Raw genomic sequence first — 24,496 nt, 5'->3', positions numbered from 1 at the left:
TTCCGACATGAGTCAGCCTCCCGTCGACGGGTCGAGCCCAACCGGCGGCAACGGCGGTCCTTCCCGAGCTGGTACCGCCTCGCCGTCGCCGACCGCGCGCAACTGGCCGGCCAAGTTGAGGATCTCGCGCACCACGTAGGCATCGTCACGGTATTCGGCCTTCGTCTCCGCACCCATGAAGTGCTTGCTGCGCGGTCCGTCGACGGGAATGAGATCGTAGAGGTGGTTGCAGGCGAAGCCGAACCACCAGACGTGGGCGTCGGGACTGTGATCCGTCGCCTGCGTAAGGGGCTCAAACTTCGGCGGCACCGGCGGAACGTGGCAGATACGAGTCGCTTCCGTACGGATGCGGCGCCGGACCGGCTCCGGGCCGTCTTTGCAGATGCGGGAATAGGTCAGGCCACCATGCACCTCGATGCCCAGATCGGCAGGAACCGCCTCATGGTCCCAGCCCCACAGCGGGTGGTCACGGGGAACGCCGACATAGCCGCTGAGATGACCCCGACGCGGGTCGCGGAGCATGATGCACTCGAACCCAGTGCGCTCGTCGATCCAGGCGAGCTTGTCGGCCTCGCCGCGCCAAGGCCCGTCGGCAGTGGGCTTGGATCCATCGACGTAGAAGATCTCTCGAGCTGGGATCGTGCGGTCGCGCGTGGAATATTCTTGGTCGGTGATGAGCGTGACGCCAAGGTCGCGGACGGCGGTACCGCCCGTGCCAGGCAGCTTCGACAGCGCGACCTCGGATCCGATGATCGGGATGAGCGAGGCACGCGCGACAGAATTGAGCGCAATGGCGGTCGTGATGGCGGGAATGGATTTCTTGCGTGGCATGTCAGTTCCTTTCTTGCTGTAGCCGAGCGGGAGACTTGAAGGGTGTCAGCGGAAGCGCGTCTGCGGGGTGATCCCGATGACCTCCGGACCGAGCGCCTTCGCGCGGGCGGTGGCGGAATAGACGTGGCCGGCCAGCCAGAACTGGGTCGGGACCAGTTCCTCGTCCGCGACTTCCTTCGCCCAGACCTTCCGTTCGCCATCCCAGCGGAAGCCGCGGGCTCGAAGCATGTCCTTGACGTCGAAGTGGGCGCCGGTGGCACGAACGAGCCATGTCGGCTGCGATCCACGCTCGATCATCTCCGCGAGAGCGGTACGCCCGTTCGCATCGCGGTGGCGCAGCATCTGGATGAGCGCATCCACGTCGGCTGACGCGCGGTGGCCGCAATGGTAATAGCCGTGCTGGAGCAGCAGGTAGCCCAGGACGCGACCGTCGAACTCGCGCGCGCGCCAATCGACTTGGCGCATCGAACAGCACCAGGCCAAACCGGCCGCGTCGGGTAGGCGCTGCTCCACCCACGTCCTGTCGAAGCCGCTGTTGTGCGCGACCACGAACGATGCCGACCGCAGCAATCGCGTCGCGGCACCCTCATCGATCTCGCGACCCGCCAAGTCGGCGTCCGTGAGGCCGGTCAGAATGCCGATCTCCTCGCTCAGCGGCTCGCCCGGATCTTCACGCCATTCATAAGCCCGGTCGATGTCGGTGACGAAGCCGTCGGCGTCATAGCGGAACCGCCGTAGTGCGAGTTCGATGACCTTGCCTGTCGACGGATCGAGACCGGTGGTCTCCACATCGACCGCGATGCCGACGTGGGGGCCACGCCCGACACCGTCCCCGGTCGGGCCGTCAGGCAGGTTCAATGGATGGAGGACGCGAACGAGCCCCTTGCCGGCCGCAGAGCGACCGACGTCAACTTGAAGATTCATGTCGTCTTCCCCTGTTCAGGAGGTGGTCGACCACGCCGTCCGGTGGACGCTGAGCCGCACGCCTTGCGATCCGCGCTGCCCGCTCGTTCCGAGAAGGGCGGAGGTCAGGGCCTCATAGCGAGGCGGTCAGGCCTGGATCCCCATCTCGATATCGACGGCGAAGGTGCGCGCGTGCGGCTTCGCGCAGTCGCGCTCCATACGGCGGATGAGCTCGAGGACGGGCTCGGGGACCAGCGCCACCACGGGCGGCGAAGCGATGTGGACACCGAGCCGGATGTCGGCGAGATCCGCGATGTCGGGACCGAACCGTCCTGCCAGGCGCGAACGCACCTCGGCGGCGTCGCGCGCCAGGCTGGCGTGAAAGACCTGGCGCATCAGGTTGTCGCGCGTATCCACGATCGTAGCGGTAAAGAGGCGCACACGGGTCACGCGCCCGTACTTCCCGCGCTCGCCCTTGCCGCGGCGACCCGTACGGTCGCCATGGAGATGCTGGAACTCGTGCTCGTCGAAGTCATCGTCATCGTCATCGGAGGCGAGCAGCACGTCGACCGCGGACCGCTCGACATCGAGGCCGAGGCCCAGCCCGTGGACGAGGATGCCGCGCATGCAGGCGTCCCGGTTGAGGCAGGCGTCGATCGCGGCCGCGCCGTCGAACACCGCACGCGAAGCCAGCATCCATGCCATCGGATCGTGATCCACCGACTCGCGCTGGAAGCGGGCAGCGGTCTCCGTCGCCACAAGTGCAACCCGGCTGATAGCGCGGCGGGTCGTCACGACGAGCTCGTCGGCCCCGTCATCCTCGTCGAGCGGATCGGGGAACAGCGCACCCACACGCTTCGCAGACACCGGGGCGCTGCCGGTCGAGACGGTCTTCGGCTTCGAGCCAGCGTCGGAGCGCTCGGCGACAGTCATATCCATGGGTTCACTCCATCGTCGCCGATGACGTTCCTGTCGGAGGTGGCGAAAGCCGCCGACCCCCGAGATATAGGAGATCAAGAAAACACTTCAACACTTCCGGAGATAATGTATAGTTAGCGTTCTGTAACGATTCGGGCAGCCCATGTTGAAGCTCGGGATGGCTTCGCGTAGCGTATCAGGAGTGGAAAACGTGGAAGCAATGCAGGTGATGAGCGCGCTGGCGCAGGCGACCCGCCTCAAGGTCTATCAGAGGCTGGTCGACGAACTGCCAAACGGACTGGCCGCGGGCGAGATCGCAAAGGCCATGGACATGTCGCCCAACGGCATGACCTCCCACTTCACGATCCTGGCGGCAGCCGGGCTCGTGTCATCGGAAAAGATCGGCCGTACCGTAATCTACAAAGCGGAAACGCAGCCGGTCGAGGATCTAAGCGCGTTTCTTGCAACCGCGGTGGAGCGCGGAAGAAGCGCCCGCGACATCGCCGCGATGAAGTGAAGCGGCATGTCCGCCGCATCGTACGAGCGATGAAAGTAGATGTCAGAGGCCAACGGCCATGAATTCCAACGTTTCCGCCGCGGATCACAATCGTGATCGGAACCAGCTTGTCAGGCGCTCCTCGGTCTTGGCCATAGGTACTCGGGATCGACGATAACATCGAGCTTGCCCGGATCACGCGGAAGTTGCGCGACGGGCCCGCGGCCTCCGGCGTTCGCGAGGCGGAAGCCGCGTCCATCGGGGGTCCAATCTGTTTCGTTCTCCAGTTCGCGGAGGTACTGGTGAAGACGTTCCCAATGGCGGTTGGCCCCCACGTGCGGCCGTCGTACGCTATCGCTTTCGAAGAGTGCGTCCAGGGCTGCGCGCAGAAGTGGCCGAAGCGGATGCCTCGCCCTTCCGTGCTCGCGTAGAGCTTCGACCTTGTCGCGGATTGCCTGCTTGATCACATTCGGTGCGAGATCGTCCAGATCGACTGCAAGCAGAGCCTTGCCGATGTCGTCATCGGGCGCAACATCAAGAGCTGCGCGGAAGGCGCGGTCGCCGGTCTTGTCCTGCTGCAGCTTGCTCTTGATGAACACCAGGGCGTTCTCGTACGCCTCCATGCCGCGAGTACCCGTCTTCGCGAGTTCATCGTCGAACACCTCGCGCCAAGCCTCTCGTAGTTTGCTGAAGGCATTCCAGTAGGCCTGTGAAGCCCCCTTGCCGCCATCGTCACCGAACATCCCGTTCATGCGATTCTCCACTGAAGTTTACACCATAACCGAGGCAACGTGACGTAGCGCGCAACCTTCGCCAGCCATGCCGCTTCGTAGCGCCTGCCGACGAAGGGAGCTGCGTCCACATCCGGCGCGACGATCCCACGACAAGTCCGATAACTCTGGGAAGTCCGACGGCAACCTAAGCCTGTCTTCCCGACCCCAGATATGATGTCCATGACGGGGCTGTCCGTTTCTCCAATCTATACCGAGGCTCGGCTGAGCGGTACCGACGAACTCATACACTTGGTGCGCGTCGCAGATGTTCGAGGCGATGCGCGATCTCGATAAAACGCCGGACGCCGCGTTCGTCGCCCGCCAGCGCCAGCGCCCCGACGCGCTCGGCCACCCAGCGCAGGGCATCCTCGCCATGCATCCATTCGATCGCCAACGCCTCGGCGTAGCGCTCCTGATCAGGGGTCATCACCGCGGCGGTGGCTCGAGTTGAAGGGTGATCTCGAGAACGGCCAGCACCGCGAACACCTTGTCCATCTGCACGGTCGGCTTGCCCGCCTCCAGTTCCACGATGAACCGCGGCCCGACCCCGGACGCCGCCGCAAGCGTGTCCTGAGTGAGGCCAAGCGTCTTCCGTGCCGTCCGCACGGCTATGCCCACCTTGGCCACGTCGGTGATCATTTCCGCCATTCCCGAACGGGAAGATACACGACCGCGATCGGGGACGACAAGATCATCTTGGTGGACGTCGGGGCGCCGGACGGGGCGCTGCGTCTTGCCATCCGGCAAGCGCGATTCCATCGTGCGGCATGACCGGACACCTGCAGTGGAATTTGATCGTCGACACCGTCACCGACGCCATGGTCCGCTCGCACCTGGCGAGGACGCCTCACGTCAGCATCGATGCGTTCGTGGTTCAGGCCATCGAACGGGAACTGGATCGGATCTCCCTACCGGCGCAGCAGCGCTCGACCGTCGATCCGGCCGCTTCGGACGACATGTGGGAGATCGTCATTCCACGTCCGCGATGACGACGTATGATGGCGTCGATTGTGCCGGGTAGGCTAAATCTCCGACCGGATCGAACCGTCGACCGCGGCGATCGAAGCCGACCCTTATCCACCGCCGGAGCAAACGCGATGCCCATGGGTTCACATCACGAAGCCGTCGGCCTGCTTCTGCGGAATCGACGCGACCTGATCCTCGAGGTCGATGACGGGGGCACATGGCGGCTCGAAGCGAGCTCGCATGCACATCGTCTGCTCGGCCTGCGAGTCCGTGTGACCGGCGTGCGCGACAGTTTCGACCTGCTCGCCGTGGATACGATCGAGCAGGTGCGGTAGCATCACGGACGCGGTAAGGTCATCGCATGTGCAACCGCGCCCGTCTGAGCAGCGAACCTGAGACACTCCGCGCCCACTTCGGTGCCGAATGGCTGGCGGAGCGGCCGATGGACAACCGCTTCAATCCCCGCGAGCTGATGCCCAGGAGCCGGGCATGGGTGATACGGCGCGATGAGCGCGGGCTCGGCGTCGACGTCATGTCATGGGACGTGCTCGGCGGCCAGGCGAAATGGCCGATGACGAACGTGAGAAACCTGACACTTCCGCAATGGCGCCGCCTGGCGGAGCGACCGGAGAACCGATGCCTCGTGCCCTTGAGCGCATTCTGCGAGTGGACGCCCGACGTCCACGACGTCGGTGGCGGAAAGCCGATCAAGGGTGAGATCTGGTTCGAGGTGACCGACCAGCCGCTTTTCGCGGTAGCTGGGTTCTGGCAGCCGACCAAGAACGGGAGCGGCTTCACCATGGTCACGTGCGATCCAAACCTGTTGGTCGAGCCGATTCACCCGAAGGCCATGATCACCATCCTGGAGCCGCGCGACCACGAGCGCTGGTTGGCGGGTAGCTACGACGACGTGGTCGCCTTGCAGCGGCCATACGATCCTGAGCGGATGACGGCGAGTGGCCCTGTCTTTCCCACGCGGGGCATCGTGCAGCAGAGCCCAACAATTTAGCCATCGCTAGGCCCCGGGCCATCAATCGCGACATCGGGACTGCGTCTTTCGCAGCACTGTTCCTCAACCGACCCTGTTAGCTAATGAACCCCTCATCGAGCTCAAGACGGGCGACCGGCGGACATCACGATGAGAACTACCGCGACCAGCATGAGCACCGCGATCACGCCGCTGCCGATCGCGGCGTTCCTGAACCCAATCTCGGCCCGCCCGATCGGGGTGGTCACCATCTTCTCGTATTCGGGCTCCGGCAGGAATCGGTAGAGTCGCTCCTTCCAATCGGCACGAAGATCCCTTTGGATCGACAGAAAGTGCCATCCGCTTGCGATCACTACGGTAACGTAGGCCGCCAGCGCCACCCCAATGATCACTGCGGCCGGTCCGACGAAGCCGGCCCCCTTGGGAAGGGTCAAACGGGCGATGATCAGACCCGCATTGCCAATGGCGGACGTCGTCATCGCCGCCGCGAGCGATCTCGTAGCATCAGCGAGCTTGACCGTCTCTTCGGTCACCGCCTTGCGAAGATCGCTGAGCGTCTTCAGCGCGTCCCGGCTCTGCTGCGTCACGCCGAAACCGTAGGCGATCCTCGCGCCTTCGAACGCGCCCGACATGACGGACGTAAGGTCGGCCAGGTCGCCATCCCTGAGCGCGGTGCGCGCCACTTCGGCGGCCAGAAGGCCGTGCCGGTTCTCGAGTTCGCGCGGGTTCTCGTACGTCCACGCTGCGGCCCGCTGCAGGTCTGCCAGAGCGGCAACCTCCACGCGGTCGCCGCCACTCGCTCGAAAGCGGGTCGGCGGCGGCCCACGAAACAGCAGCCGGCCATCCCGCTCCAACTCCTGCGCCAGTGCCGCCGCCAGCGCACCCGCCGCTCGCGCTCGCCACGGCGAGAGGAATGGGCCCGACAAGTCCAAGTCGGGGTCACGCAGGAGCCATCGACCGATCGGCTCGACCATTCCACCATTGCCAAGCGCGCGAACGACGCGAGCCGGATCGACGGGATCGGCGTTAAGAGTGAACGGTTCCTCGTCGCCCCAGGGCGTCAAACGCGAGCGGACCGTGTCTACTCGGCGATCCAGCTCCTGGATCCAGATGACGTGCTGATCCGGCTCGCGGTCCAACAGCGCTCGGAACGCGGTCCTTGTCAGGATGGGCAGTATGCCATCGGGTACCGCGGGCTTGTCCGCGACCAGTTCGATGCCGTTCGACTCGTCCGCGAGCAGATCGACGGGAAGAGCCCCGCCTTCGTCTGCGAGGCGCGAAAGCGTGAAGCCCGCCGGACCGAGAAGTGAAAGGATCCCGCGCGCGCCGACCCCATCCAGCTGGTAGACGGCGATCTCCGTCCTGGACTCCGTCACGGTCGCACCGGCTCGCGCCAGCGCGTCAACCGCGTGCGCGAGAGCGGTCCGCGACCGTTCCATCTTCGACTATCCTCCTGGTCGTGATGGTGAACACGATGTTGCCGTCGTGCTCCACCCTAGTGATGGCTTGGCCCAGCTGCTCGGCCGGATATTCAAGCCTGACTTCCTCGGCGGTTCGAACGTATTCGCGCGGGCGTAGATCGAAGATGCGACGCTCGGGCGTGAACGCCACGTCATCGAGCCTCTGCCGTCTGAGGCACCGGCGGGTTTTCGCCTCGATCGTCGCTCGGATCGTTTCGTCCTCCGGTCGGCCGGCGGCATGCAAGGCGGCGTTGACGACGTCGTCATTCGTAACTGGATCACGCCCCTGCAACGCCTCCTTCATACGCCGAAGCGCGGCGGGGACGCCGTTCGGCAGGTGCTGGCGCACTTCGTTGAGGGACTCCCTCATCGCCTCGTTCAGGCGATCGCTCAGTTCGGTGTCGGATCGGTTGCGCGCAACCCCGAGGTACTTGGCGAAATAGTCGGTCAGGTCCGGGGCCTGCTGCATCCTATCGGCTGCCGACACCATTACATCGGCCACCCCATCGACCACCCGTACCAAGCAAATCTTCTGGACGGCCTTGCGCTCCTTGACGAACGCCTGGACGATGGCACGCAGCACACTGCGACCTTCGGCCTGGGAAAACTCGACGGCCTCGCGATAATCGTACTTGATCAACGCATAGACGCGCGCGTCGCCTCCCACATTCAATTCGAAGACGAAGAAGGCCCCGCTGATCGCGGTACGGACGTGATCGCGGGCGAACAGTCTGGCGAGATCCTGACCGCCATCTTGGAACGTGCTCTCGCCAAGTGCCATTCGCTCGATGACCGGCCTGACGAACGAGTCGGCTTTGAACTCGTGGACGGCATCGCCCGCCTCCGCAATGATCCGCGCACGGAAGAAGCCTTCCTCCTGAACCTCGATCTCCGGCTCCGGCGTGAACTCCTCGTCGGGTCTTCCGACGACATGGATGATCATGCGCGCGACCCGGAGATGTTCCTGTTCGGCGTCCGTGAAGAAACTCACACTACCCCCGTTCTCATTTGCGTGACGTAGTATCCGGAGCGGCTCGGACCGGCAACGCCGCGGTCAATCCCAATCAGCACCTTCGTCACGCCCTCACCACCGGCACCTCGTCGATGCGCGTGGTCCACGCGGGTGACCTGCTGTCCGCCCTCGCCTGCCAACCGCGATTGAAACCTTGGGCCGCCGGAACGGCCGTGAACCGGCCGAACCGCCCGTTCACCTCGTCGAGCGCCGTCATGAGCCGGACGCGGCGCTCGGCGTCACACTCGAACAACGTCCTCGGTCGCAACTCCACCGCAACGAGATCGTCGAGCATGATCCCGGCTTTGGTGTAAGCGAAACCGTCCCTCCACGCCGCCTCGACGCCTCGCCGGGCGGCGGCGAGAAGCTCGAGCGAGTCGGCCGACATGGGATGGAGCGTGACGCGGCGACTTGCGTGATGCTGTGGTCGATCGCGCTTGTGAGGATTGGTGTGGAAGAAGACGGTGAGCTGTCCCGCGACCAGTCCATGGGAGCGCAGCTTCTCCCCCGCGCGCATGGCGTACTGAGCGACTGCGCCCATCAGCTGTTCCAGGTCGCGAATCGGTAACCCGAATGACCGCGTCACCGCCATGCCGCGACGCTGCGGTTCGACCACCTCGACGGCGCTGGCTGCTACACCCTGCAGCTCAGCGACGAGACGCTCCAGCACGACCGTCCCGACGCCGCGCGCCTGCTTCATCTGCATGTCGCGCAGCTGGCCCGCGGTGGTGACGCCCAGCGTCATCAACTTCGCCGCGGTCGCCCGGCCGACGCCCCAGACGTCGCAGACTGGGAAGCGGTCGAGGACGAAGCCGCGGATCACGGCGTCGCGCAGGTCCGCGACGCCGTCGAACAAGGGATTCTTCTTGGCCGCGGCGTTCGCCACCTTCGCCAATGTCTTGGTGGGCCCGATCCCGACGCAGGTCGGAATGGTCGTCCAGCGTCTGACCTGATCGCGCATGCCGTTGACGTGCGCGACGAGGTCCCTGTCGGCGAAGGGCGTCAGGTCGACGAAGCTCTCGTCGATGCTGTAGATCTCGATCTCGCTCGCGAACTCCTCGACGGCGGCGACGACCCGCCGCTGCATGTCGCCATAGAGCGTGTAGTTGGAACTCAGCACCCGCACGCCGTGCTTGTCGAGCCGGTCCCGGATCAGGTGGATGGGGTCGCCCATCTTGACGCCGAGCGCCTTCGCCTCCTGCGAACGGGCTATCGCGCACCCGTCGTTGTTGCTCGCGACGATGACCGGCACGCCGACGAGGCTGGAGTCGAACGCCCGCTCGCAGCTGACGTAGTAGTTGTTGCAGTCGATCAGCGCGATCGCCGTCACGCGCGATACCGTCGGGCCAGCGCGACCACGACCCCCCAGATCTCGACATGCTCGTCGATGCGGATGGGGTCGTATCCTTCCGCTTCCGGAACGAGCCACAGCTTCTCGCCGCGACGGCGGAGCCGCTTCATCGTCCTGTCACCGTGAACCAGAGCGACCACGATATCGCCGGCTCTCGGCTCGGATGCCCGGCTGACGACGACCAGGTCACCGTCGTTGATGCCGGCGCCCGTCATGGAATGCCCTGATACCCGCATGATGTAGCTCGCCGCCGGCTGATCGATCAGCCATGCCCCGAGGTCGATCGGCTCCTCCATGTCGTCCTGAGCGGGTGACGGGAAGCCGGCCGGGGTGGTGCAGACGAACAAGGGAGCCTCATGGGCGACAAGCTCGAAGGGCACGTCATGCAGGGTCGGGCTGGCCATCATCACACATCCACACGCTGGTTCGAGAGCGTTGTAGGACGGAGTGAACATAATGAGAACAGGATTGACGTTTGCGATACCGACAGGCCCGCATCACGTCATGCGCACGGACCGTAGTTCCGCGCCACGGCCTCGACGATCTGGGTCTTACTCATTCCGTTCAGCTTTGCCTTGTATTCAGTTTTGGAGAGCCCGGATCTGCATCGCCGACCCAATCGACGTCCTTGCCGAATTCAGAACATTTTCCTACAATCCGGAAATGGAGAACGATCGGGACATTCTACGGGAGGTTGGCGAGACGCTTTACGGCGCTCGATGGCAGGCGCCACTCGCCCGCGATCTGGGGGTGACCGACCGAACGGTGCGCAACTGGGTGGGTCGGCACGGATGCCCGACCGACGTCAGGACGAGGCTTCTCCCGATCCTTCGCCGCCGAGGCGAGAGTGTGACACATTTGATCTTCACCATCGAGAACAGCTTGGACGGTACCGCCTGATGCTACAGACCATCATCGACGCCTGCGAATTCAAGCAGGATGCCCTCGACTACGCTCTTTCCAAGCAGATCGAGGATCTCGCCGATCTCGTCGACCATGACGATGCAAAGGCGCGCGACTTCTTCGATCGCACCTACGTCACCGACGGCATGGCTCAGCTGCTGCGGCAGGGGCTGCAGCGCCTAGCCGGCCTGAACGAACAGGCTGCGTTCGAGCTGCGGCAAGCAATGGGCGGCGGCAAGACCCATTCGATGCTCGCACTTGGATACCTCGCTGCACACCCCGAGATCGCGGGGGCGACGTCAGCCCGTATCACTGAAGGCTTTACACCGCAGGTGGCGAAGGTCGTTGTGATCAGCGGCCGCAACATCGACCACGACCGCTTTCTTTGGGGGTCGATCGCCGATCAGCTTGGCAAGGGTGAGCAGTTCGCCCGCTTCTGGCGCAACGGCGCGCGGGCACCGAACGAGGACGACTGGATCGCCCTGATCGGTGATCAGCCGGTGCTGATGCTCTTTGACGAATTACCGCCATACCTGGAAAACGCGGTCACCATCCCCGTTGGCGCGGGAACGCTGGGCGACGTGACGTCTGCGGCGATCTCAAACCTTCTGGCTGCCGCCATCAAGCTGCCGCGGCTCTGCATCGTGCTGTCCACTCTCGTCGGTCAGTATAAGGCCAGCGGCGACCTCTCGCGTATCATGTCGCAGATCACGAATGAAGCACGGCGTCAGGCGAAGCCGATCACCCCGGTAGAGCTGGGCTCCGACGAAATCTACCACATCCTGCGAAAGCGACTGCTGGCTCGGGAACCGGCTCCCGTGGTCGTGGAGAGCGTGGCCGAGGCCTATGGGCAGGTGCTGTCCGATGCAGTCAAATCCAAGACGCTCGAACGTGCCGCCGAGAAGATTGCGGACGAGGTAGCAGCCACCTACCCGTTCCATCCAAGCCTCAAGACCGTGGTCGCCACCTTTAAGGACAACGAGGGTTTCCGCCAGACCCGCGGGCTGATGACCATCGCCGCGCTGATGATCAAATCGGTCCAGAAGCGAAAGACGAACGATGTCTACCTAATCGGTCCGCAGCATCTCGATCTGTCCGATCGCGGCATTCGCGACATGGTAAACAACATATACGATCTCGACGCCGCCATTACAGTCGACATCGTCGACACCGGCGCCAGCGATGCTCACGCCGAACTGATAGACGCCGACATGGGGAACGATGCTGCCAGCCAGACCGCCCGGCTGGTTCTGATGGCATCGCTCGCCGAGTCGTCGGACGCCGTCAAGGGGCTGCAACCGGCGGACATCCTGTCCTTCCTCATCGCACCGCTCCGATCGGAAAGCGACTTCGTGGCGGCCCTCGAGGCGCTGGTGGCTCGCTGCTGGTACCTGCACAAGCGCGACAACGGCGCGTGGCACTTTTCCAAAAACGAGAACCTGACCAAGAAGATCGAGAATCTCGCGCGCAACGCCCCGGCGCACAAGGTCGAGCAGGATCTGGCTCGGCGGCTCGACGAAATCTTCACGACCCGGCGACGAGCGGCGTATTCGCGAGTCCATGCTCTCCCTCGGGTTGAGGACATCAACACCCGCGGCGACCGGGCTCTCATCGTCCTCTCGCCCGATGCGAAGATCCCGCCTGAGAAGGCGCAGCAGCTGTTCGCCGCCACGTCGGAGCGCAACAACTTCGCCATCGTCAGCGGTGAAGGGCTCGACTTGGCATCAGTCGAGGAGAAGCTGCGGACCGCTTATGCGATCGCCAAGGTGCTGGATCAGGAAGGTCAGGGCAGCCCCAACCGACCTGATCTCGAGAGTCGCCAGGCCGACGCTGAGCTCGACGTCTACCAGACGATCGCGTCAACGCTGAACAAGATCTGGTATCCCGGCCGCGATTCGGGTGGCGAGCGCCTCCTCGGCGCCACGCTCAAGCTCGACAGCTTTCGTCGCGAGGGAGCCGCCGGGTATGATGGCGAGACCGCCGTCGAGAACGCCCTGACCTCAACCGGCAGCCGCAAGCTGATCGTCGATGTTGAGACCAACTTCGACATGCTCGCGGACCGCGCCGAAGACATCCTCTGGCCCGCGAACACCAGATCGACGACCTGGGGTGACATCCAGGACCGCGCCATGAGCAATGTGCGCTGGCTCTGGCTGCCACGCGGTGGGCTGGACGAGCTGCGGCGCCTGGCCGTGTCACGGCAGCGCTGGCGGGAGACCGGGACCGGTGGGATCGAGAAGGGGCCGTTCGAGAAAGAAAAGACAAGCGTCGGCTTCACCGAGGCGGCCTATGACGATCTGACAGGCACCGCCACGATCAACGTGGTCGCCCGCAACGCAGGTCGTCGTGGCCGCATTCACTGGTCGAACACGCCTGACGTCTCCTCCGCCTCGCCTCGTCTCGATGCTCCCCGGCACGAGACCTCGGAAATGCGGCTGTATTTCATAGCGGTCGATCCGATGGGCGAGCACGAGACCGGCGATGTCCTAGTCTGGACTAACCGCCTGAACCTCACCCACGATCCCAAGGCCGTCGGCACTGGCTATGAGGTCAAGCTGGCCGTGGTCCCCAGCGGTGAGATCCGGTGGAACACGGATGCCACCGCCGCCCGCGACGGGCAGGCATATGGCGGTCCGATCCGCCTGGAGGGCGACAAGGATGTGGTCATCTATGCCTGGGCGAGTTCAGGCGGGGTCGAGACCACGCGCGAGTTCAGGATCGCCAGGCGCGAGGGAGAGGGCACGAAGGTCGATCTCGAACGGCCCGGACGCGCACGCAAGCAGGTCCAGCTGACGACGACCGACAAGGTCTTCGCCGCCGTCGCCAAGGGCAAGGAGACGCGTGCTCGTTTTCGGAACGTCCTCGTGACGGTCGGATCGGGCAGCCGCAACGTCAGCACCCACTTCGGATCGGACCTCGACGTCACGGCCGAGGCCATCGAGCGACTTGCCAAGTACGCGAGGACGGAACTCGGTGACGAGAACGCCGACGTCACGGTCACCTGGCGATCCGTCGAGGCCGATCGTGCCGGCGACCTCGACCAGCTTATGGCGGCCGTGGGTGAGACGCTCGCCTCGGGCGAGATCGAACAGAACTGATTGGAGCCGGGCGGAATGGTCCGAGCGAGGAAAAAAGATGGCAAGCAGACCCAGAGCCGGCTTCGGCGTGCCGGAGGATGAGGTAGACCCGCAGCACTTCGTCGTGCAGATCAGCCCTACCGGTCGCGAACTGGTGACGATCATCGAGGACTACGGAATATCCGGTCCGCGGATCGACAGCGACGACAACACCTATGTCGACCGTGTCGTTCGATGCACCATTCACCCTCGCCGCTGGCGGATGGTGGCGACACCGCTGAAGAACGCCTTCAACGAGCGCCTGAAGAGCCGCCGCTACCGCACCGGGCGCTGGGATGTCGGCGAGAACCGCGTGCATCGACTTCTTGGCCGCGAGATGTGTGTCCTGCTGTGGGCAGTGGAGCAGTGCGAGGAGGACCTCGTTCCCGCTGCCATCAACGCATGGCTCGGGCTCCGACCCGAGGAACGCTGGTGGCTCTACGCCATGGCCGCGCACACGTCCGGCAAGGCCGGAGACCACGATCGCGGTTGGCGCAAGGCGATCCGCTTCGGCCTCACCGAAGGCGCAACCTTGCCCGACAACCATCGCTCTACCCTGCTGGATCGACTATGACCGACGATGATCTGAAATCGAGCGTGAGGCCGCTCAGCTTGGCCGGGGCACCGAGCCTGATCGAGGCCGTCTGGCCCGCCCAGAAAATCTCGAAAGAGTCGGAAGTCGAACGAAAGTCCGTGTCAGGACAGACGCTGACCGGGTTGGGCGGCTACTGGAAGGGCCGCAAGCCCCTGATCTTGAATCGCGCGTGCATTCTGGGGGCCCTGCTGCCTGCCACGGACCAGCCCGAGGAGGATCTAGCCGTCTTCGAGCGGATCATGATGCTTGATGATGCCGGGTTCGTTGAGCGGGCCCGCGGGTGGTCGGCCGGCGACTTCGCGCGCCTGGCGCTCGCCCATCGCTATCGCGCGAAAGATGAACTCGTTCGACACTTCGTCGTCCGCGATGCCGACGGTGGCGAGACCGCATTGGAGTCGCTCGATCCAGAGACAGTCAGCAGCGCAGGGCGCCGCCTGGCTTGGAGCAAGGACCTGAGGACCGGCGGCTGGCGCGACGTTGCAGCGAAAATCCTATCGTGTGTTCCCTACGGTGCCAAGGTGGATGGAACACTTCGCCCCGAATACCTCGGTGCCACCGCGGGTCCCGACGAGTCCAGTTGGACGAGGATCAACGAGCATCTCGGGACGGACGCGGCCGACCTGACGGACCTGGTCGAGCAGCTCGGGGTCATGCGCTACGGTCACGTGCCACGTGTCGGCGACTCATTCTCCGGATCCGGCCAGATCCCCTTCGAGGCGCTGCGCATCGGATGCGACAGCTACGCGTCCGATCAGAACCCCATCGCCGCGCTGCTCACCTGGTCTTCGTTCGAGCTTGCGGGATCGTCACCGGATACGCTCGAGGCGGCGATCGACGAACTCGGTCGCATCGAGCGATCGGTTGAACGGGACATGGCCGCATACGAGACGAACGCCGCGGGCGATCGGGCGAAAGCATATCTCTACTGCCTCGAGGTCCGTTGCCCAGAGACCGGCTACATGATCCCGCTAGCGCCAAACTGGATCATCAGCCCGAAGATGGGGACAATCGGGAAGCTGGTCGCCGATCATACGGCACGTCGGCTCGACGTGGAGATCATCAGCGACGCCACCCCCGAGGAGATGACGCAGGCCGAGGTCGGCACCGTCGCGGGTGACTACGTCAGCTACGAACTGGAAGGCCAGAAATACCGCTTTTCCTTGGCCAGGCTTCGAGGGGAACGGGGTGGAATTAGCCACCTGCGTCGATGGGATAGGGATCAGATCGTCCCCCGCACCGAGGATATCCTTGGTGAGCGACTCTACTGCATCCAGTGGGCCCGTGCGGAATCCGTCGGCGAGCCGAGGCACTCGGTATTCTACGCCGCCCCGACCGTGGAGGACGCAGTGCGGGAACGGGCCGTGCGCGACGTTGTCGAGCGCGACCTCGAGGATCTGCGGATGGAAGGTCTTGTGCCCGACATGCCGATCGAAGGCGGGTTGAAGACCGACGATCCGATCCGCACCCGTGGGTGGAGCGATTGGCTGCATCTGTTTCACCCGCGGCAGATCCTTATGCTCTCTAACCTTCACCGTCGCATTAAGGCCAGCGATCGGGCGGCACATCTCTACTATTTCATGCCGCGAGCGCTGGACAACGGGTCGCGACTGAACCGCTGGAAAGCGAGCCAAGGCGGTGGACTTGGTGGTGTGGTCGGCACTTTCGACAACCAAGCCTTGAACACCCTGCTGAACTTTGCCGTCCGTGGAAGCATCGGGCTGCGCTCACTTGTTGCGGGCCCTGCTCGATCGACTGAACTTCACGGCAAGCGACGCATCGACACGGTGCCGGGGAACGAGGTCGTCGAACCGCGTGACATCTGGATCACCGATCCGCCCTATGCGGACGCAGTGGTGTATCACGAACTGACGGAGTTCTTCATATCCTGGCTGCGGCGCAACCCGCCCGCGCCGTTCGACAAGTGGACCTGGGACTCGCGCCGCCCCCTCGCGATCCAGGGCGAAGGCGACGAGTTCCGGCGCAAGATGGTCGAGACCTATGCGAACCTCACCAGGCTCATGCCGGATGACGGCATGCAGATCGTGATGTTCACCCACCAGTCCGGAAGCGTCTGGGCGGACCTTGCGCTCATATTCTGGGGCGCGGGTCTGCGAGTCAGCGCTGCATGGTACATCGCAACCGAGACTGGCAGCAACGCCCCAGGCAAGCGTGGCGTCGGACTGGTCCAGGGAACCGTCATCCTCGTCCTACGCAAGCGTCAGGGATCCGAGTCGGGTTACGAGGACGAGATCGTTCAGGACGTTCGTGCGGAGGTCGCAAGGCAGATCGACACCATGGTCGGGCTCAACCAGTCGCTGAAGGGTGCCGGCCGCATCGAGAACCTGTTCGAGGATGCGGACTTGCAGATGGCTGGCTATGCCGCCGCACTCCGCGTCCTCACCGGCTATACGAAGATCGACGGTCGGGACATGACGGTCGAGGCGCTTCGCACCCGACGGAAGGGAGAGCTGGGCTTCGTCGACCGGATGATCGACTTCGCAGTTGGTGTCGCCAACGAGCACATGGTGCCCGATGGGTTGCACGCCCGCCTCTGGCAGACGCTCAAGGGCCCGGAGCGGTTCTACCTGAAGATGGTAGGCCTCGAAGCTGAGGGCATCACCAAGCTCGACAACTACCAGAACTTCTCGCGGGCGTTCCGCGTGGGCGACTACAACCCCCTCATGGCGAGTGTCAGACCCAATGCGGCGAGGTTGCGCGGCGCGGAGGATTTCGGAACCCGGACGGGGTTCGACATCCCGGACTTCGGCTCCGGCATTATCAGAACGACGCTCTACGGGATCGACGGCCTCATCCGCGAAACGGACCCCGACGTCGTGCTGCAGCAGATGCGAGAACTGTTGCCCGACTACTTCAAGAGGCGGAGCGATCTCGTCGAGGTCGCGGACTATCTGGCTCGCCGGCGGGGTGCCCAAACCGTAGAAGGGCGACATGCCGCCATCCTCGTCAACCTCATGCGAAACGAGAGACTCTGACGTGACATCTCCTCCGCCGTCGAACAGCACCGGCTTCATCGACGGCGGCAGGCTGTCGAGGTTCTCGTCCCGCCAGGGTCGGCTATCGCATGCCTACCTCGCCGATCGATTGAAGGGCGCCAAAACCTACGACCGCATCGCGGGCTACTTCCGCTCGTCTATCTTCGAACTCGTCGGTGAGGAGATCAGCACGCTCGCCAAGGTGCGGATCGTCGCCAACGCCGACCTGGATATCGAAGACATCGAGGCCGCACAGCGTGTCCGTGACGCTCTGCTGTTCCAACGGTTCGTCGAGTCCGACATGATCGTCGATGCCGCGGTTCACCGGGACAGGTACGAACGGCTTTACGAGTTCCTGCTATCAGGACGCGTAGAGATCCGGGTGGTCGCAAGGAACGTCGCGCCATTCCTGCATGGAAAAGCCGGCGTGATCACCAATGCCGACGGCGCAGTGGCTTTCATGGGATCCATTAATGAGACCCAGGCCGCCTGGGCCCATAACTACGAGCTCGTATGGGAAGATACCTCCATCGAAGGCGTGTCTTGGGTGCAAGCCGAGTTCGATGAACTCTGGGCGCTTGGCAAACCATTGCCGGATGCGATCGTTCGGGAAGTCGGCCGGCTTGCCAAGCGACAGGAAGTCGAGATCGTCGACTTTCACGATAACCCTAACGCCATCGCACCTGCGGCGCTGGCGGAAACGCCCATCTATCGCGAGGGTGAATCGCTACAGCCTTGGCAGCGATCATTTGTGTCGCAATTCCTGCATCATCGCGAGACGTATCAGAAGGTCCGCGTGCTGCTGGCCGACGAGGTTGGAGTCGGGAAGACCCTGTCACTTGGGGCGTCCGCCCTGGTGTCCGTGCTTCTCGGTGACGGGCCTGTGCTGATCCTCGTGCCATCGACGCTCCTGGAGCAATGGCAGATCGAACTGCTCGACAGGTTGGCGATGCCGGTGGCGCGATGGCACAGCACCCGAAAATGCTGGATCGACCCCTCGGGTCGTGCCGTGAAGGGCGCCGGAGTGGCCGATGTGGCACGCTGCCCGTATGCGATCGGCCTCGTGTCGACCGGCCTGATAGTGCACGGCGTCAATCGACATGGGGAGCCCAAACCTGGGACCGAGGCCGAGCACCTCCTAAGCCGGAAGTTCGGGATGGTGGTGCTTGACGAGGCGCACAAGGCGCGAGGATCCGAGCCAATCGGATCGGACGATCGGACCCCGAACAACCTGTTGAAGTTCATCACGCGCATGGCCACGCGGACGCGGCATATGCTGCTGTCGACCGCAACACCGATACAGACCAGCGAGCATGATCTATGGGATCTGCTTCAGGCGCTAAACCAGGATGCCGAGTTCGTTCTGGGGAATGCCTTTTCCCAGTGGCAGCGGCCAGACCGGGTTCTTCCCTACCTCAAGGGTGAACGCCAAGTGATGGATCTGCGGGAAGGATGGCAGCTCATAACCAACCCCCTTCCGCCAACTGGTGACGACGATCTGCTTGCAGACATCCGCGCTTCGCTTGATCTGCGGACCGACGCATGGACGACGACGAGGTTCGCCTCAGACATGGGCAACCCGGTAGTCACCATGAAGGCTGAGATGGAGCTGACGGGGCTGCGCGACGGTCTCGGCTATTTCCAACGTGAAAACCCGCTCGTGCGGCATGTAGTGCTTAGAAAGCGGCGCGACCTGGAGAGGCTCGGTCTCATTCCAGCGCTGCCGGTCGACATCCATCCTAGCACCGAGCATCCCGGACCGACCCATCTCTTCGATGCGCTGAGCCTGTACACGTCCGATGCGTTCGCGACCGCCCTTGATGCCGTCGCGGATTTCACGAAGGCGTATGGGCGACGCGACAAGCCGGCGGGATTTATGCGGACGCTGCTGCTGCAGCGGCTCTGCTCCAGCCAAGCGGCGGCAGTCGCGACCGCAAGGGCATTGATCGGCGACGGGGAACTCGACGACGAGGTCCAGGAGGAACTCGACAGCGCCAGCTTCGACGCCCGTTCAGAGGAGCGGAAACACCTTCGGACGATCATCGAGGCGCTTGCTGGCGGCAACGACCCCAAGCTCCGCGCCGTCGAGTATTTCCTTGATGACCACCGCACCGACCGGCGCACCTGGCGCGAGATGGGTTCGATCGTCTTCAGCCAGTATTACGATACGGCCGCATGGATGGCGGAGGCACTCAGTCGCAACAGGCCGGATCAGGTCGTCGCGCTCTATGCCGGCACAGGCAAGTCACGCCTGATCATAGGTGGCGCCGCCACGAGCGTCGAACGCGCCCAGATCAAACGGCTCGTCGCGGATCGCGAGGTCCGGCTCGTGGTTGCGACCGACGCCGCATGCGAGGGGCTGAACCTTCAGACACTGGGCACCCTGATCAACGTAGACCTTCCCTGGAATCCATCCCGGCTGGAGCAGCGGATAGGAAGGATCAAACGATTCGGGCAGACCCGAACGAGGGTCGACATGGCGAACCTAACCTACGCCGGCACCATCGATGAGAAGGTCTACCGCGTCTTATCCGAGCGTTTGAAGACGACAAGCGACATCCTCGGGACGCTCCCGGAGACGATAGAGGCAGACTGGATCGAGGACATCGAGAGTCTGGAAGAAAAGCTGCGGGCGTTCACCGTCCCTCGTAGACGATTCGATCCGTTCGAGGCCCGATCCAGCGGTGATCTACTGGACGAGGACGCTTGGGCGACGGCTAGCAAGGTGTTTGCCCGGAACGACGTCGAGAGCGTCTTGTCAGCCGGATGGCAGACAAATCGTAGCAGGGGTTGAAACGTCCCTGAAGGTTAGACCCCCCGCTCCTACCGCGGGAAGCGACCGCGACGATGATCCGGATGCTCACTCGGCGTCGCCGAGCACGTCGACCTTCCAGCCATGATAGGAATAGAGGAACTCTCCGCCGCCCTCGCGATCGGTCAGCTTCACCCGCATGCGGAACCTCGTTCCCACCGGATGGGCGTTGGGCAGCGTCTTCGAACACTCGATCATCATATCTTGGCCGAACTGCTGCCCGGAAGCCGGACGCATATGGACCTTTCCATGAAGGCGCGCCGTGCTGACGGGACGGAAGCTCTCGGCGACGATCGTGACGTACGGGTTGCTGTTCTTGGCCAACTATTGATCCACCCGTTCGAGGACGAACGTACCCTCGTCCTCGTCGAGCTCAATGATGCGCATCTTGAGCTTCGGCTGAGGAAAGCAACGCGCGATCGAGCGCGGAACCGCCTCCTTGTCTCGGGCCTGTGCTAGAATCACGTGAACGATGCCGTCGGCGGCATCGCGCGCCACCGCAAGATTCTCGATCAGCTCGGTGAAGCCCGGCCGGGACTTCCAATCTCCGGGTTGATCGGTCTTCCATGACCGATAGATCCGTCCCTGTTCCTCGAAGCGGTCCTGCCAAAGCGTGACGGACACGTTCCGCCCATCATTGCTTCGTCCCGACCAGCTCCACCGCGTGTTGCGCGGCACCGTCCCGAAGAACTCGAAGCATTCGGTGTGGCTGTAAACCTTCGGCATTGCCGCTCTCCCCGAGCGAGCATAGCCGACGCCGGGCGCTCGGCAATCCGATCCGCCCATCGATGCCGCTTTGAACCCTAATTAGACCGAGCCTCCAAACGTGGCGTGTCGGTGCGCCATGTGTGCACGGACCCCCTTCCGAGTCCGGATGCATGCCGTTGAGTGCGGCCAAGGGAGAAATCCTCCCGGAGCCTAGCAGGCCGACCATTCCAGAAATTACGTGAGGAAAATGCATGCTTGAGATTGATCTCAGCGGCGTAGCGCCGTTGCGTCGCGCGGAGACGCGTCGGCGTATCCAGACCATCCGCGACTATCTGAACATCACAAATCCAAGCAGTGCCGACCGAGACCTGGCAGCGAACAACCTTGGCATCGGTTCACAGCAGTTCATGAATCTGGTCAGGGCGTGGCGCCAAGGCTCGGCGGCCGCGATCGCCAAGGCTGGGTCGCAGGCGGGAGTTGCCCGCGCTCCAAGGCGTAAAGGATTGCCACCGTCGACACGTCAGGCCGCAGAAGACGCACTACGCGCCTTGCCAGCATCGGCGAGTCACAAGGAGGCGATCGCCGCCGTACGTGCCATGTGTGACGAGCGAGGGACGCGCCCACCTTCCGACAGCATGATCTCCTATCTTCGCCTTGCCATTCGACGGTCCGGGGCGGCAGGACGTGGCGATCCCGGACTTGTGATAGGCCGCGCGATCGTAAATTTTCCTGTGTTCGAGAACGACGGCATGATTATTCCGGAAATCGTCATCTCGGCGAGCTCCGAAGACGGCCGCATCATCTCCGCAGCGCTTCTCCGCCCAGGCGAACCCGCCCCCGGCGATTTCGAGAAGGCGACGATTGAGACGTCGTCGATGATGGACGGCCCGGTGACGGTCGGAGCCGACGACACCGCGTTTTCCACGTCGTTGCCACGGGTGAAGATCGTCTCGCGATTTCTGGCGAGCCGCCAACTGGCCAAAACGCTCGGGCGCGGCATCGACGGAATTAGACTGTCCTACGGTCCGCTGGCTTCGACGGACCCAACCCGAACCTTACGGGCTGATGTCGACCAACCACTCAGCTGGCGTGAAGCGACAAATGCGCTGGTCGCAGCGTCTACCGTCCACAATGCGGTACGTGGAGCGCCCCCGCCCCACATCGTCGACGCGGGATCGGCGCTCTAATCCGACAGGAGTTTGAAGAACCGCGCCAGCTCCGGCGGGGGCGGGCGATCGGGAACGGAGTCCTTTGCGGCGAACAGCTGCGCGTTGTAATCATCAACCGCCAACAGGATTCTCGCACCCGCTTGCTCGAGATCGAGCCGCGGCGACCGTTCTGCGGCCCAGTCGGGTAGGCTCGTCGACGAAACTCGACCGGGCCATATCGGCAGTACGCCGATTGAGCGGCCAACCAGCCGCTCAAGATATCGCCCTGCCTTGGCGTCGGCGGTCACGTTGAACCCGATTCCGATCGCCCGAGCCTCTTCCGCCACCCGGGAGAACTCGGACGCGTCACCCTTGCCCGGCACGAGCTGCACACTGGTGAGCCGATCGGCCCAGGGAATCCCGCCTAACGCACGGTCATTGACACGACGCAGCCCGTCGCGGGCGGCGTGACGATACGCGATCCCGGCAGCCTCGATCTCGCCCGGTGATGCGCCGAGGATGAGTTGTGACGCGGCGTCCACGATGACGAACATGGTCCAAGGCGCTCCGTCGGAACGCTGGAGTCCACAGGCCGCATGATCCAACAGCAAGGCGCTTCCGACCTCGTCCTTCCGGACCAGATCCCTGCGAGCACGTTCGATCAGTGAACGAAGGGTGTTGTGTCCGGGTACATCCCCAATCGGCACACCCCGTTCCCGCGCGGAATCCGCAAGCTGCAGGGCCAGGGAGCGGACCGACGCCTTCATGAACTTCTCGGGTTCTGCCTTCACGAGCTCCGCCACGATCACCTGCAGTACTTGGTTCGCCACGGACTTGAACTGGCTGGCACGGTTCCGTTCGGGCTCGGCTCCCACCCCGACAGCCGCGAACGAGTTCTGCTTCCGCCAGCTTGAATTCATCTGATAGAATCGGACTAGCGGCACGCCGGCATCTGCGGCGGCAACCTTGGCCGGAACGCCGCTCTCGCCGTCCTTCCAAGCCTTGAGCGCGCGCGCTCTCTGCAACGCTCGCTGCCTTTGCGACGTGTCCATCAACGACCACATCGCGACCTCTCGTTGTGGAACCGGGGTGCCGAACAGGTCGCCCAGTATAGTCTCAATCGATTTTGGGGGTCGCGGCCTGCCCCCTGGCCGCAGAGTGGGCCCCTCGCCTCCTACGTCGGTCTTCCTGCCCATGAAATTTGATTAACCACAGTCTGGACACATAACAACCTTGTCGGAGAATCTCCAAACAGTGGCTATTGACGACCTGTATTCGGTCGCCTACCTCGTATAGCCACTGTTTGGAGATATGATGATGAAGCTGGATGACACCGACACGGCAGCGGCACGGCGAGAATCCTGGCGCCGTAGCGGCCTCCGACACCCCGGCAGCACCCTGCGGATCGACCGCTCGCCCACCACGCCGCCGCTGAGCTTTTCCGAACTGTTTGTCCGGCTGACGAAAGGGCGCCTGAGTGCGGAAACTGCGCACGCCTTGCTGCACGCGGGATCGGGAGACGTCTCGCTCAACATCCGGATCGACAGCGTGACCGGTCTCGTCAGCCACTGGAGCGTGCGCACCAAGCGCTTGAACTCGTCCGTCCGGACGGTCGCCGCTGGAAACGCTGCACCGGCCGCCTGAGTCAGTGCCTACCGGGCGCGATCACGCGTCCGGTAGAGGAGAAACTAAGCCATGCCGCCGATCCGCTCCGACATCCTGCATCCCGACCGCCGCGATGCCGGAGAGATCGTTGATCCTCGCCGTCTCCGCCGCGAACACACGCGCTGGCCCGGCCTCGACCAGGCGACGCGGTTCGCCCGCATCGTCGTATTGGACCACGGGGGCCGCCGTCGCCCCGTCATCCATCGTGGAAGCCGGCACCTGCGCAGCAGGGTCGTCTCGCGCAAGACCGACCTCCTCCAGATCAGCGAGGGCAAGGGACTGCGGTTCCTGATTCAGCGTTGCGAGATCGACGGCAACAAGGTCGACTATCAGGCCCACCCCTTCCGCATCGATGTCGTCGCCGATGGCGAGGTGCTCACCTGGTATCCCGACATCGTGTGGGTGGAGCGGGGCGGTCGACCGCATCTCGTTGAGGTTAAGACCGACATCTCGGCCCTCGACGATCCCGACTACCTGCGCAAGATCCAGATCATGCTCGAGGTGGCGCGCCTCATCGGGTGGACCCTGCAGGTTGTCTATGACGAAGACATCTTCGGCCGCCGCGAGATACGCGACGCCCGCTGGGCGAACGTGAACGCAATCTATTCGCGGCGATACCTGTTGGCCTCCGATTACGAGAAGCACGCCTTGTCGACACTCGTCGCGCATGGCGGAGAGATCGAGTGGAAAACCGCTCGCGAAGCCGTGGCACCCGGCGACGCCGCCCGCGGCGATGCCGTGGTCGAATGGGCCATCGCTCGGGGCCGATTCACGGCGGACCTCGACAGCCGCATCACGCCTCGCACCGTGCTTACCCCTCTGCACGCGGCAGCCGCCACCGCGACCATCAGGATCTGA

24 protein-coding genes are annotated in these 24,496 nt (G+C 63.8%); 11 read left to right on the top strand and 13 right to left on the bottom strand.

What is annotated here, in order from left to right:
- Positions 1-12: 12 nt before the first annotated feature.
- The 3 genes from L8H00_RS01135 to L8H00_RS01125 all read right to left on the bottom strand — a co-directional run bounded on the left by L8H00_RS01135 (position 13) and on the right by L8H00_RS01125 (position 2,673).
- Complete coding sequence (locus L8H00_RS01135) at positions 13-831, bottom strand: hypothetical protein (protein ID WP_242095382.1); 819 nt, start codon at positions 829-831, stop codon at positions 13-15.
- A 45-nt stretch (positions 832-876) separates the two neighbouring features.
- Positions 877-1,755 carry a 3'-5' exonuclease gene (locus L8H00_RS01130; protein ID WP_242095381.1) on the bottom strand — a complete coding sequence of 293 codons (879 nt, stop codon included), beginning with the start codon at positions 1,753-1,755 and terminating at the stop codon, positions 877-879.
- A 126-nt stretch (positions 1,756-1,881) separates the two neighbouring features.
- Entirely contained in the window at positions 1,882-2,673 is a 792-nt protein-coding gene (locus L8H00_RS01125; protein WP_242095380.1) for a hypothetical protein, read from the bottom strand.
- Between the two features lie 199 nt (positions 2,674-2,872).
- Between L8H00_RS01125 and L8H00_RS01120 the strand changes: the two genes are divergently transcribed.
- On the top strand, positions 2,873-3,169 hold the full coding sequence (locus tag L8H00_RS01120; protein WP_242095910.1) for a metalloregulator ArsR/SmtB family transcription factor: 297 nt from the start codon (positions 2,873-2,875) through the stop codon (positions 3,167-3,169).
- A gap of 110 nt (positions 3,170-3,279) precedes the next feature.
- Here the strand turns inward: L8H00_RS01120 and L8H00_RS01115 are convergent, their stop codons facing one another.
- The 3 genes from L8H00_RS01115 to L8H00_RS01105 form a co-directional block, all read right to left on the bottom strand.
- A complete protein-coding gene (locus tag L8H00_RS01115; protein ID WP_242095379.1) occupies positions 3,280-3,900 on the bottom strand; it encodes a hypothetical protein in 621 nt (206 codons plus the stop codon).
- Positions 3,901-4,162: 262 nt separating this feature from the next.
- A complete protein-coding gene (locus L8H00_RS01110) occupies positions 4,163-4,348 on the bottom strand; it encodes a hypothetical protein (RefSeq protein ID WP_242095378.1) in 186 nt (61 codons plus the stop codon).
- On the bottom strand, positions 4,348-4,560 hold the full coding sequence (locus L8H00_RS01105) for a helix-turn-helix transcriptional regulator (RefSeq protein WP_242095377.1): 213 nt from the start codon (positions 4,558-4,560) through the stop codon (positions 4,348-4,350). The genes L8H00_RS01110 and L8H00_RS01105 overlap by 1 nt, the downstream gene beginning before the upstream one ends.
- A 128-nt stretch (positions 4,561-4,688) precedes the next feature.
- Here L8H00_RS01105 and L8H00_RS01100 point away from each other — a divergent pair, with 128 nt between their 5' ends.
- From L8H00_RS01100 to L8H00_RS01090, 3 genes are read left to right on the top strand one after another with little or no spacing between them, the layout of a single operon-like run.
- Positions 4,689-4,910, top strand: a complete 222-nt coding sequence (locus L8H00_RS01100) for a hypothetical protein (protein WP_242095376.1) — start codon at positions 4,689-4,691, stop codon at positions 4,908-4,910.
- Between the two features lie 6 nt (positions 4,911-4,916).
- Positions 4,917-5,222, top strand: a complete 306-nt coding sequence (locus L8H00_RS18915) for a DUF5818 domain-containing protein (protein WP_347340701.1) — start codon at positions 4,917-4,919, stop codon at positions 5,220-5,222.
- 26 nt (positions 5,223-5,248) lie between these two features.
- Positions 5,249-5,896 carry an SOS response-associated peptidase family protein gene (locus L8H00_RS01090; protein ID WP_242095375.1) on the top strand — a complete coding sequence of 216 codons (648 nt, stop codon included), beginning with the start codon at positions 5,249-5,251 and terminating at the stop codon, positions 5,894-5,896.
- Positions 5,897-5,997: 101 nt separating this feature from the next.
- On the opposite strand, the gene L8H00_RS01085 is transcribed toward L8H00_RS01090, so the two are convergent.
- The 4 genes from L8H00_RS01085 to umuD all read right to left on the bottom strand — a co-directional run bounded on the left by L8H00_RS01085 (position 5,998) and on the right by umuD (position 10,102).
- Positions 5,998-7,314, bottom strand: a complete 1,317-nt coding sequence (locus L8H00_RS01085; RefSeq protein WP_242095374.1) for a hypothetical protein — start codon at positions 7,312-7,314, stop codon at positions 5,998-6,000.
- Entirely contained in the window at positions 7,277-8,326 is a 1,050-nt protein-coding gene (locus tag L8H00_RS01080; protein ID WP_242095373.1) for a hypothetical protein, read from the bottom strand. The genes L8H00_RS01085 and L8H00_RS01080 overlap by 38 nt, the downstream gene beginning before the upstream one ends.
- 85 nt (positions 8,327-8,411) lie before the next feature.
- Positions 8,412-9,677: a Y-family DNA polymerase gene (locus tag L8H00_RS01075; protein ID WP_242095372.1), complete on the bottom strand. Its 1,266-nt coding sequence runs from the start codon at positions 9,675-9,677 to the stop codon at positions 8,412-8,414.
- Positions 9,674-10,102 carry a translesion error-prone DNA polymerase V autoproteolytic subunit gene (gene umuD / locus L8H00_RS01070; RefSeq protein WP_242095371.1) on the bottom strand — a complete coding sequence of 143 codons (429 nt, stop codon included), beginning with the start codon at positions 10,100-10,102 and terminating at the stop codon, positions 9,674-9,676. The genes L8H00_RS01075 and umuD overlap by 4 nt, the downstream gene beginning before the upstream one ends.
- 495 nt (positions 10,103-10,597) lie before the next feature.
- Here umuD and L8H00_RS01065 point away from each other — a divergent pair, with 495 nt between their 5' ends.
- Genes L8H00_RS01065 through L8H00_RS01050 form a run of 4 tightly spaced genes read left to right on the top strand, consistent with a single transcriptional unit; the run spans position 10,598 to position 20,099 of the window.
- Positions 10,598-13,699: an anti-phage-associated DUF499 domain-containing protein gene (locus L8H00_RS01065; RefSeq protein ID WP_242095370.1), complete on the top strand. Its 3,102-nt coding sequence runs from the start codon at positions 10,598-10,600 to the stop codon at positions 13,697-13,699.
- 37 nt (positions 13,700-13,736) lie between these two features.
- Entirely contained in the window at positions 13,737-14,291 is a 555-nt protein-coding gene (locus L8H00_RS01060) for a DUF3780 domain-containing protein (protein ID WP_242095369.1), read from the top strand.
- The gene (locus tag L8H00_RS01055) at positions 14,288-17,305 is read left to right on the top strand and encodes an anti-phage-associated DUF1156 domain-containing protein (RefSeq protein ID WP_242095368.1); all 3,018 of its coding nucleotides are present in this window, start codon (positions 14,288-14,290) and stop codon (positions 17,303-17,305) included. Before L8H00_RS01060 ends, L8H00_RS01055 begins: the two co-directional genes overlap by 4 nt.
- 1 nt (position 17,306) lies before the next feature.
- Positions 17,307-20,099, top strand: coding sequence for a phospholipase D-like domain-containing anti-phage protein (locus L8H00_RS01050; RefSeq protein WP_242095367.1), 2,793 nt, complete (start codon positions 17,307-17,309; stop codon positions 20,097-20,099).
- Positions 20,100-20,165: 66 nt separating this feature from the next.
- On the opposite strand, the gene L8H00_RS01045 is transcribed toward L8H00_RS01050, so the two are convergent.
- Positions 20,166-20,441, bottom strand: coding sequence for a hypothetical protein (locus L8H00_RS01045; RefSeq protein WP_242095366.1), 276 nt, complete (start codon positions 20,439-20,441; stop codon positions 20,166-20,168).
- The gene (locus tag L8H00_RS01040; RefSeq protein WP_242095365.1) at positions 20,442-20,843 is read right to left on the bottom strand and encodes a hypothetical protein; all 402 of its coding nucleotides are present in this window, start codon (positions 20,841-20,843) and stop codon (positions 20,442-20,444) included. It lies immediately after the preceding gene.
- Positions 20,844-21,076: 233 nt separating this feature from the next.
- Between L8H00_RS01040 and L8H00_RS01035 the strand changes: the two genes are divergently transcribed.
- Entirely contained in the window at positions 21,077-22,012 is a 936-nt protein-coding gene (locus L8H00_RS01035; RefSeq protein ID WP_242095364.1) for a hypothetical protein, read from the top strand.
- Here L8H00_RS01035 and L8H00_RS01030 read toward each other — a convergent pair.
- On the bottom strand, positions 22,009-23,037 hold the full coding sequence (locus tag L8H00_RS01030; RefSeq protein WP_242095363.1) for a hypothetical protein: 1,029 nt from the start codon (positions 23,035-23,037) through the stop codon (positions 22,009-22,011). The two genes, L8H00_RS01035 and L8H00_RS01030, sit on opposite strands and share 4 nt — an antisense overlap.
- 250 nt (positions 23,038-23,287) lie before the next feature.
- Here L8H00_RS01030 and L8H00_RS01025 point away from each other — a divergent pair, with 250 nt between their 5' ends.
- Both L8H00_RS01025 and L8H00_RS01020 read left to right on the top strand, forming a co-directional pair.
- Complete coding sequence (locus L8H00_RS01025; protein ID WP_242095362.1) at positions 23,288-23,617, top strand: hypothetical protein; 330 nt, start codon at positions 23,288-23,290, stop codon at positions 23,615-23,617.
- Between the two features lie 51 nt (positions 23,618-23,668).
- Positions 23,669-24,496 (top strand): hypothetical protein, encoded by an 828-nt coding sequence (locus L8H00_RS01020; RefSeq protein ID WP_242095361.1) that lies wholly within the window; start codon positions 23,669-23,671, stop codon positions 24,494-24,496.

Source organism: Sphingomonas sp. CROZ-RG-20F-R02-07, assembly GCF_022662335.1.
Lineage (GTDB): Bacteria > Pseudomonadota > Alphaproteobacteria > Sphingomonadales > Sphingomonadaceae > Sphingomonas.
The sequence above is the reverse complement of the archived record's forward strand: the minus strand, read 5'-3'. Positions and strand labels throughout refer to the sequence as shown.

Coding starts and splice junctions, on each gene's coding strand:
- L8H00_RS01135 (WP_242095382.1), bottom strand. CDS start 831: ATGCCACGCAAGAAATCCATTCCCGCCATCACGACCGCCATTGCGCTC.
- L8H00_RS01130 (WP_242095381.1), bottom strand. CDS start 1,755: ATGAATCTTCAAGTTGACGTCGGTCGCTCTGCGGCCGGCAAGGGGCTC.
- L8H00_RS01125 (WP_242095380.1), bottom strand. CDS start 2,673: ATGGATATGACTGTCGCCGAGCGCTCCGACGCTGGCTCGAAGCCGAAG.
- L8H00_RS01120 (WP_242095910.1), top strand. CDS start 2,873: ATGCAGGTGATGAGCGCGCTGGCGCAGGCGACCCGCCTCAAGGTCTAT.
- L8H00_RS01115 (WP_242095379.1), bottom strand. CDS start 3,900: ATGAACGGGATGTTCGGTGACGATGGCGGCAAGGGGGCTTCACAGGCC.
- L8H00_RS01110 (WP_242095378.1), bottom strand. CDS start 4,348: ATGACCCCTGATCAGGAGCGCTACGCCGAGGCGTTGGCGATCGAATGG.
- L8H00_RS01105 (WP_242095377.1), bottom strand. CDS start 4,560: ATGATCACCGACGTGGCCAAGGTGGGCATAGCCGTGCGGACGGCACGG.
- L8H00_RS01100 (WP_242095376.1), top strand. CDS start 4,689: ATGACCGGACACCTGCAGTGGAATTTGATCGTCGACACCGTCACCGAC.
- L8H00_RS18915 (WP_347340701.1), top strand. CDS start 4,917: ATGATGGCGTCGATTGTGCCGGGTAGGCTAAATCTCCGACCGGATCGA.
- L8H00_RS01090 (WP_242095375.1), top strand. CDS start 5,249: ATGTGCAACCGCGCCCGTCTGAGCAGCGAACCTGAGACACTCCGCGCC.
- L8H00_RS01085 (WP_242095374.1), bottom strand. CDS start 7,314: ATGGAACGGTCGCGGACCGCTCTCGCGCACGCGGTTGACGCGCTGGCG.
- umuD (WP_242095371.1), bottom strand. CDS start 10,102: ATGGCCAGCCCGACCCTGCATGACGTGCCCTTCGAGCTTGTCGCCCAT.
- L8H00_RS01065 (WP_242095370.1), top strand. CDS start 10,598: ATGCTACAGACCATCATCGACGCCTGCGAATTCAAGCAGGATGCCCTC.
- L8H00_RS01060 (WP_242095369.1), top strand. CDS start 13,737: ATGGCAAGCAGACCCAGAGCCGGCTTCGGCGTGCCGGAGGATGAGGTA.
- L8H00_RS01055 (WP_242095368.1), top strand. CDS start 14,288: ATGACCGACGATGATCTGAAATCGAGCGTGAGGCCGCTCAGCTTGGCC.
- L8H00_RS01040 (WP_242095365.1), bottom strand. CDS start 20,843: ATGCCGAAGGTTTACAGCCACACCGAATGCTTCGAGTTCTTCGGGACG.
- L8H00_RS01035 (WP_242095364.1), top strand. CDS start 21,077: ATGCTTGAGATTGATCTCAGCGGCGTAGCGCCGTTGCGTCGCGCGGAG.
- L8H00_RS01030 (WP_242095363.1), bottom strand. CDS start 23,037: ATGTGGTCGTTGATGGACACGTCGCAAAGGCAGCGAGCGTTGCAGAGA.
- L8H00_RS01025 (WP_242095362.1), top strand. CDS start 23,288: ATGATGAAGCTGGATGACACCGACACGGCAGCGGCACGGCGAGAATCC.
- L8H00_RS01020 (WP_242095361.1), top strand. CDS start 23,669: ATGCCGCCGATCCGCTCCGACATCCTGCATCCCGACCGCCGCGATGCC.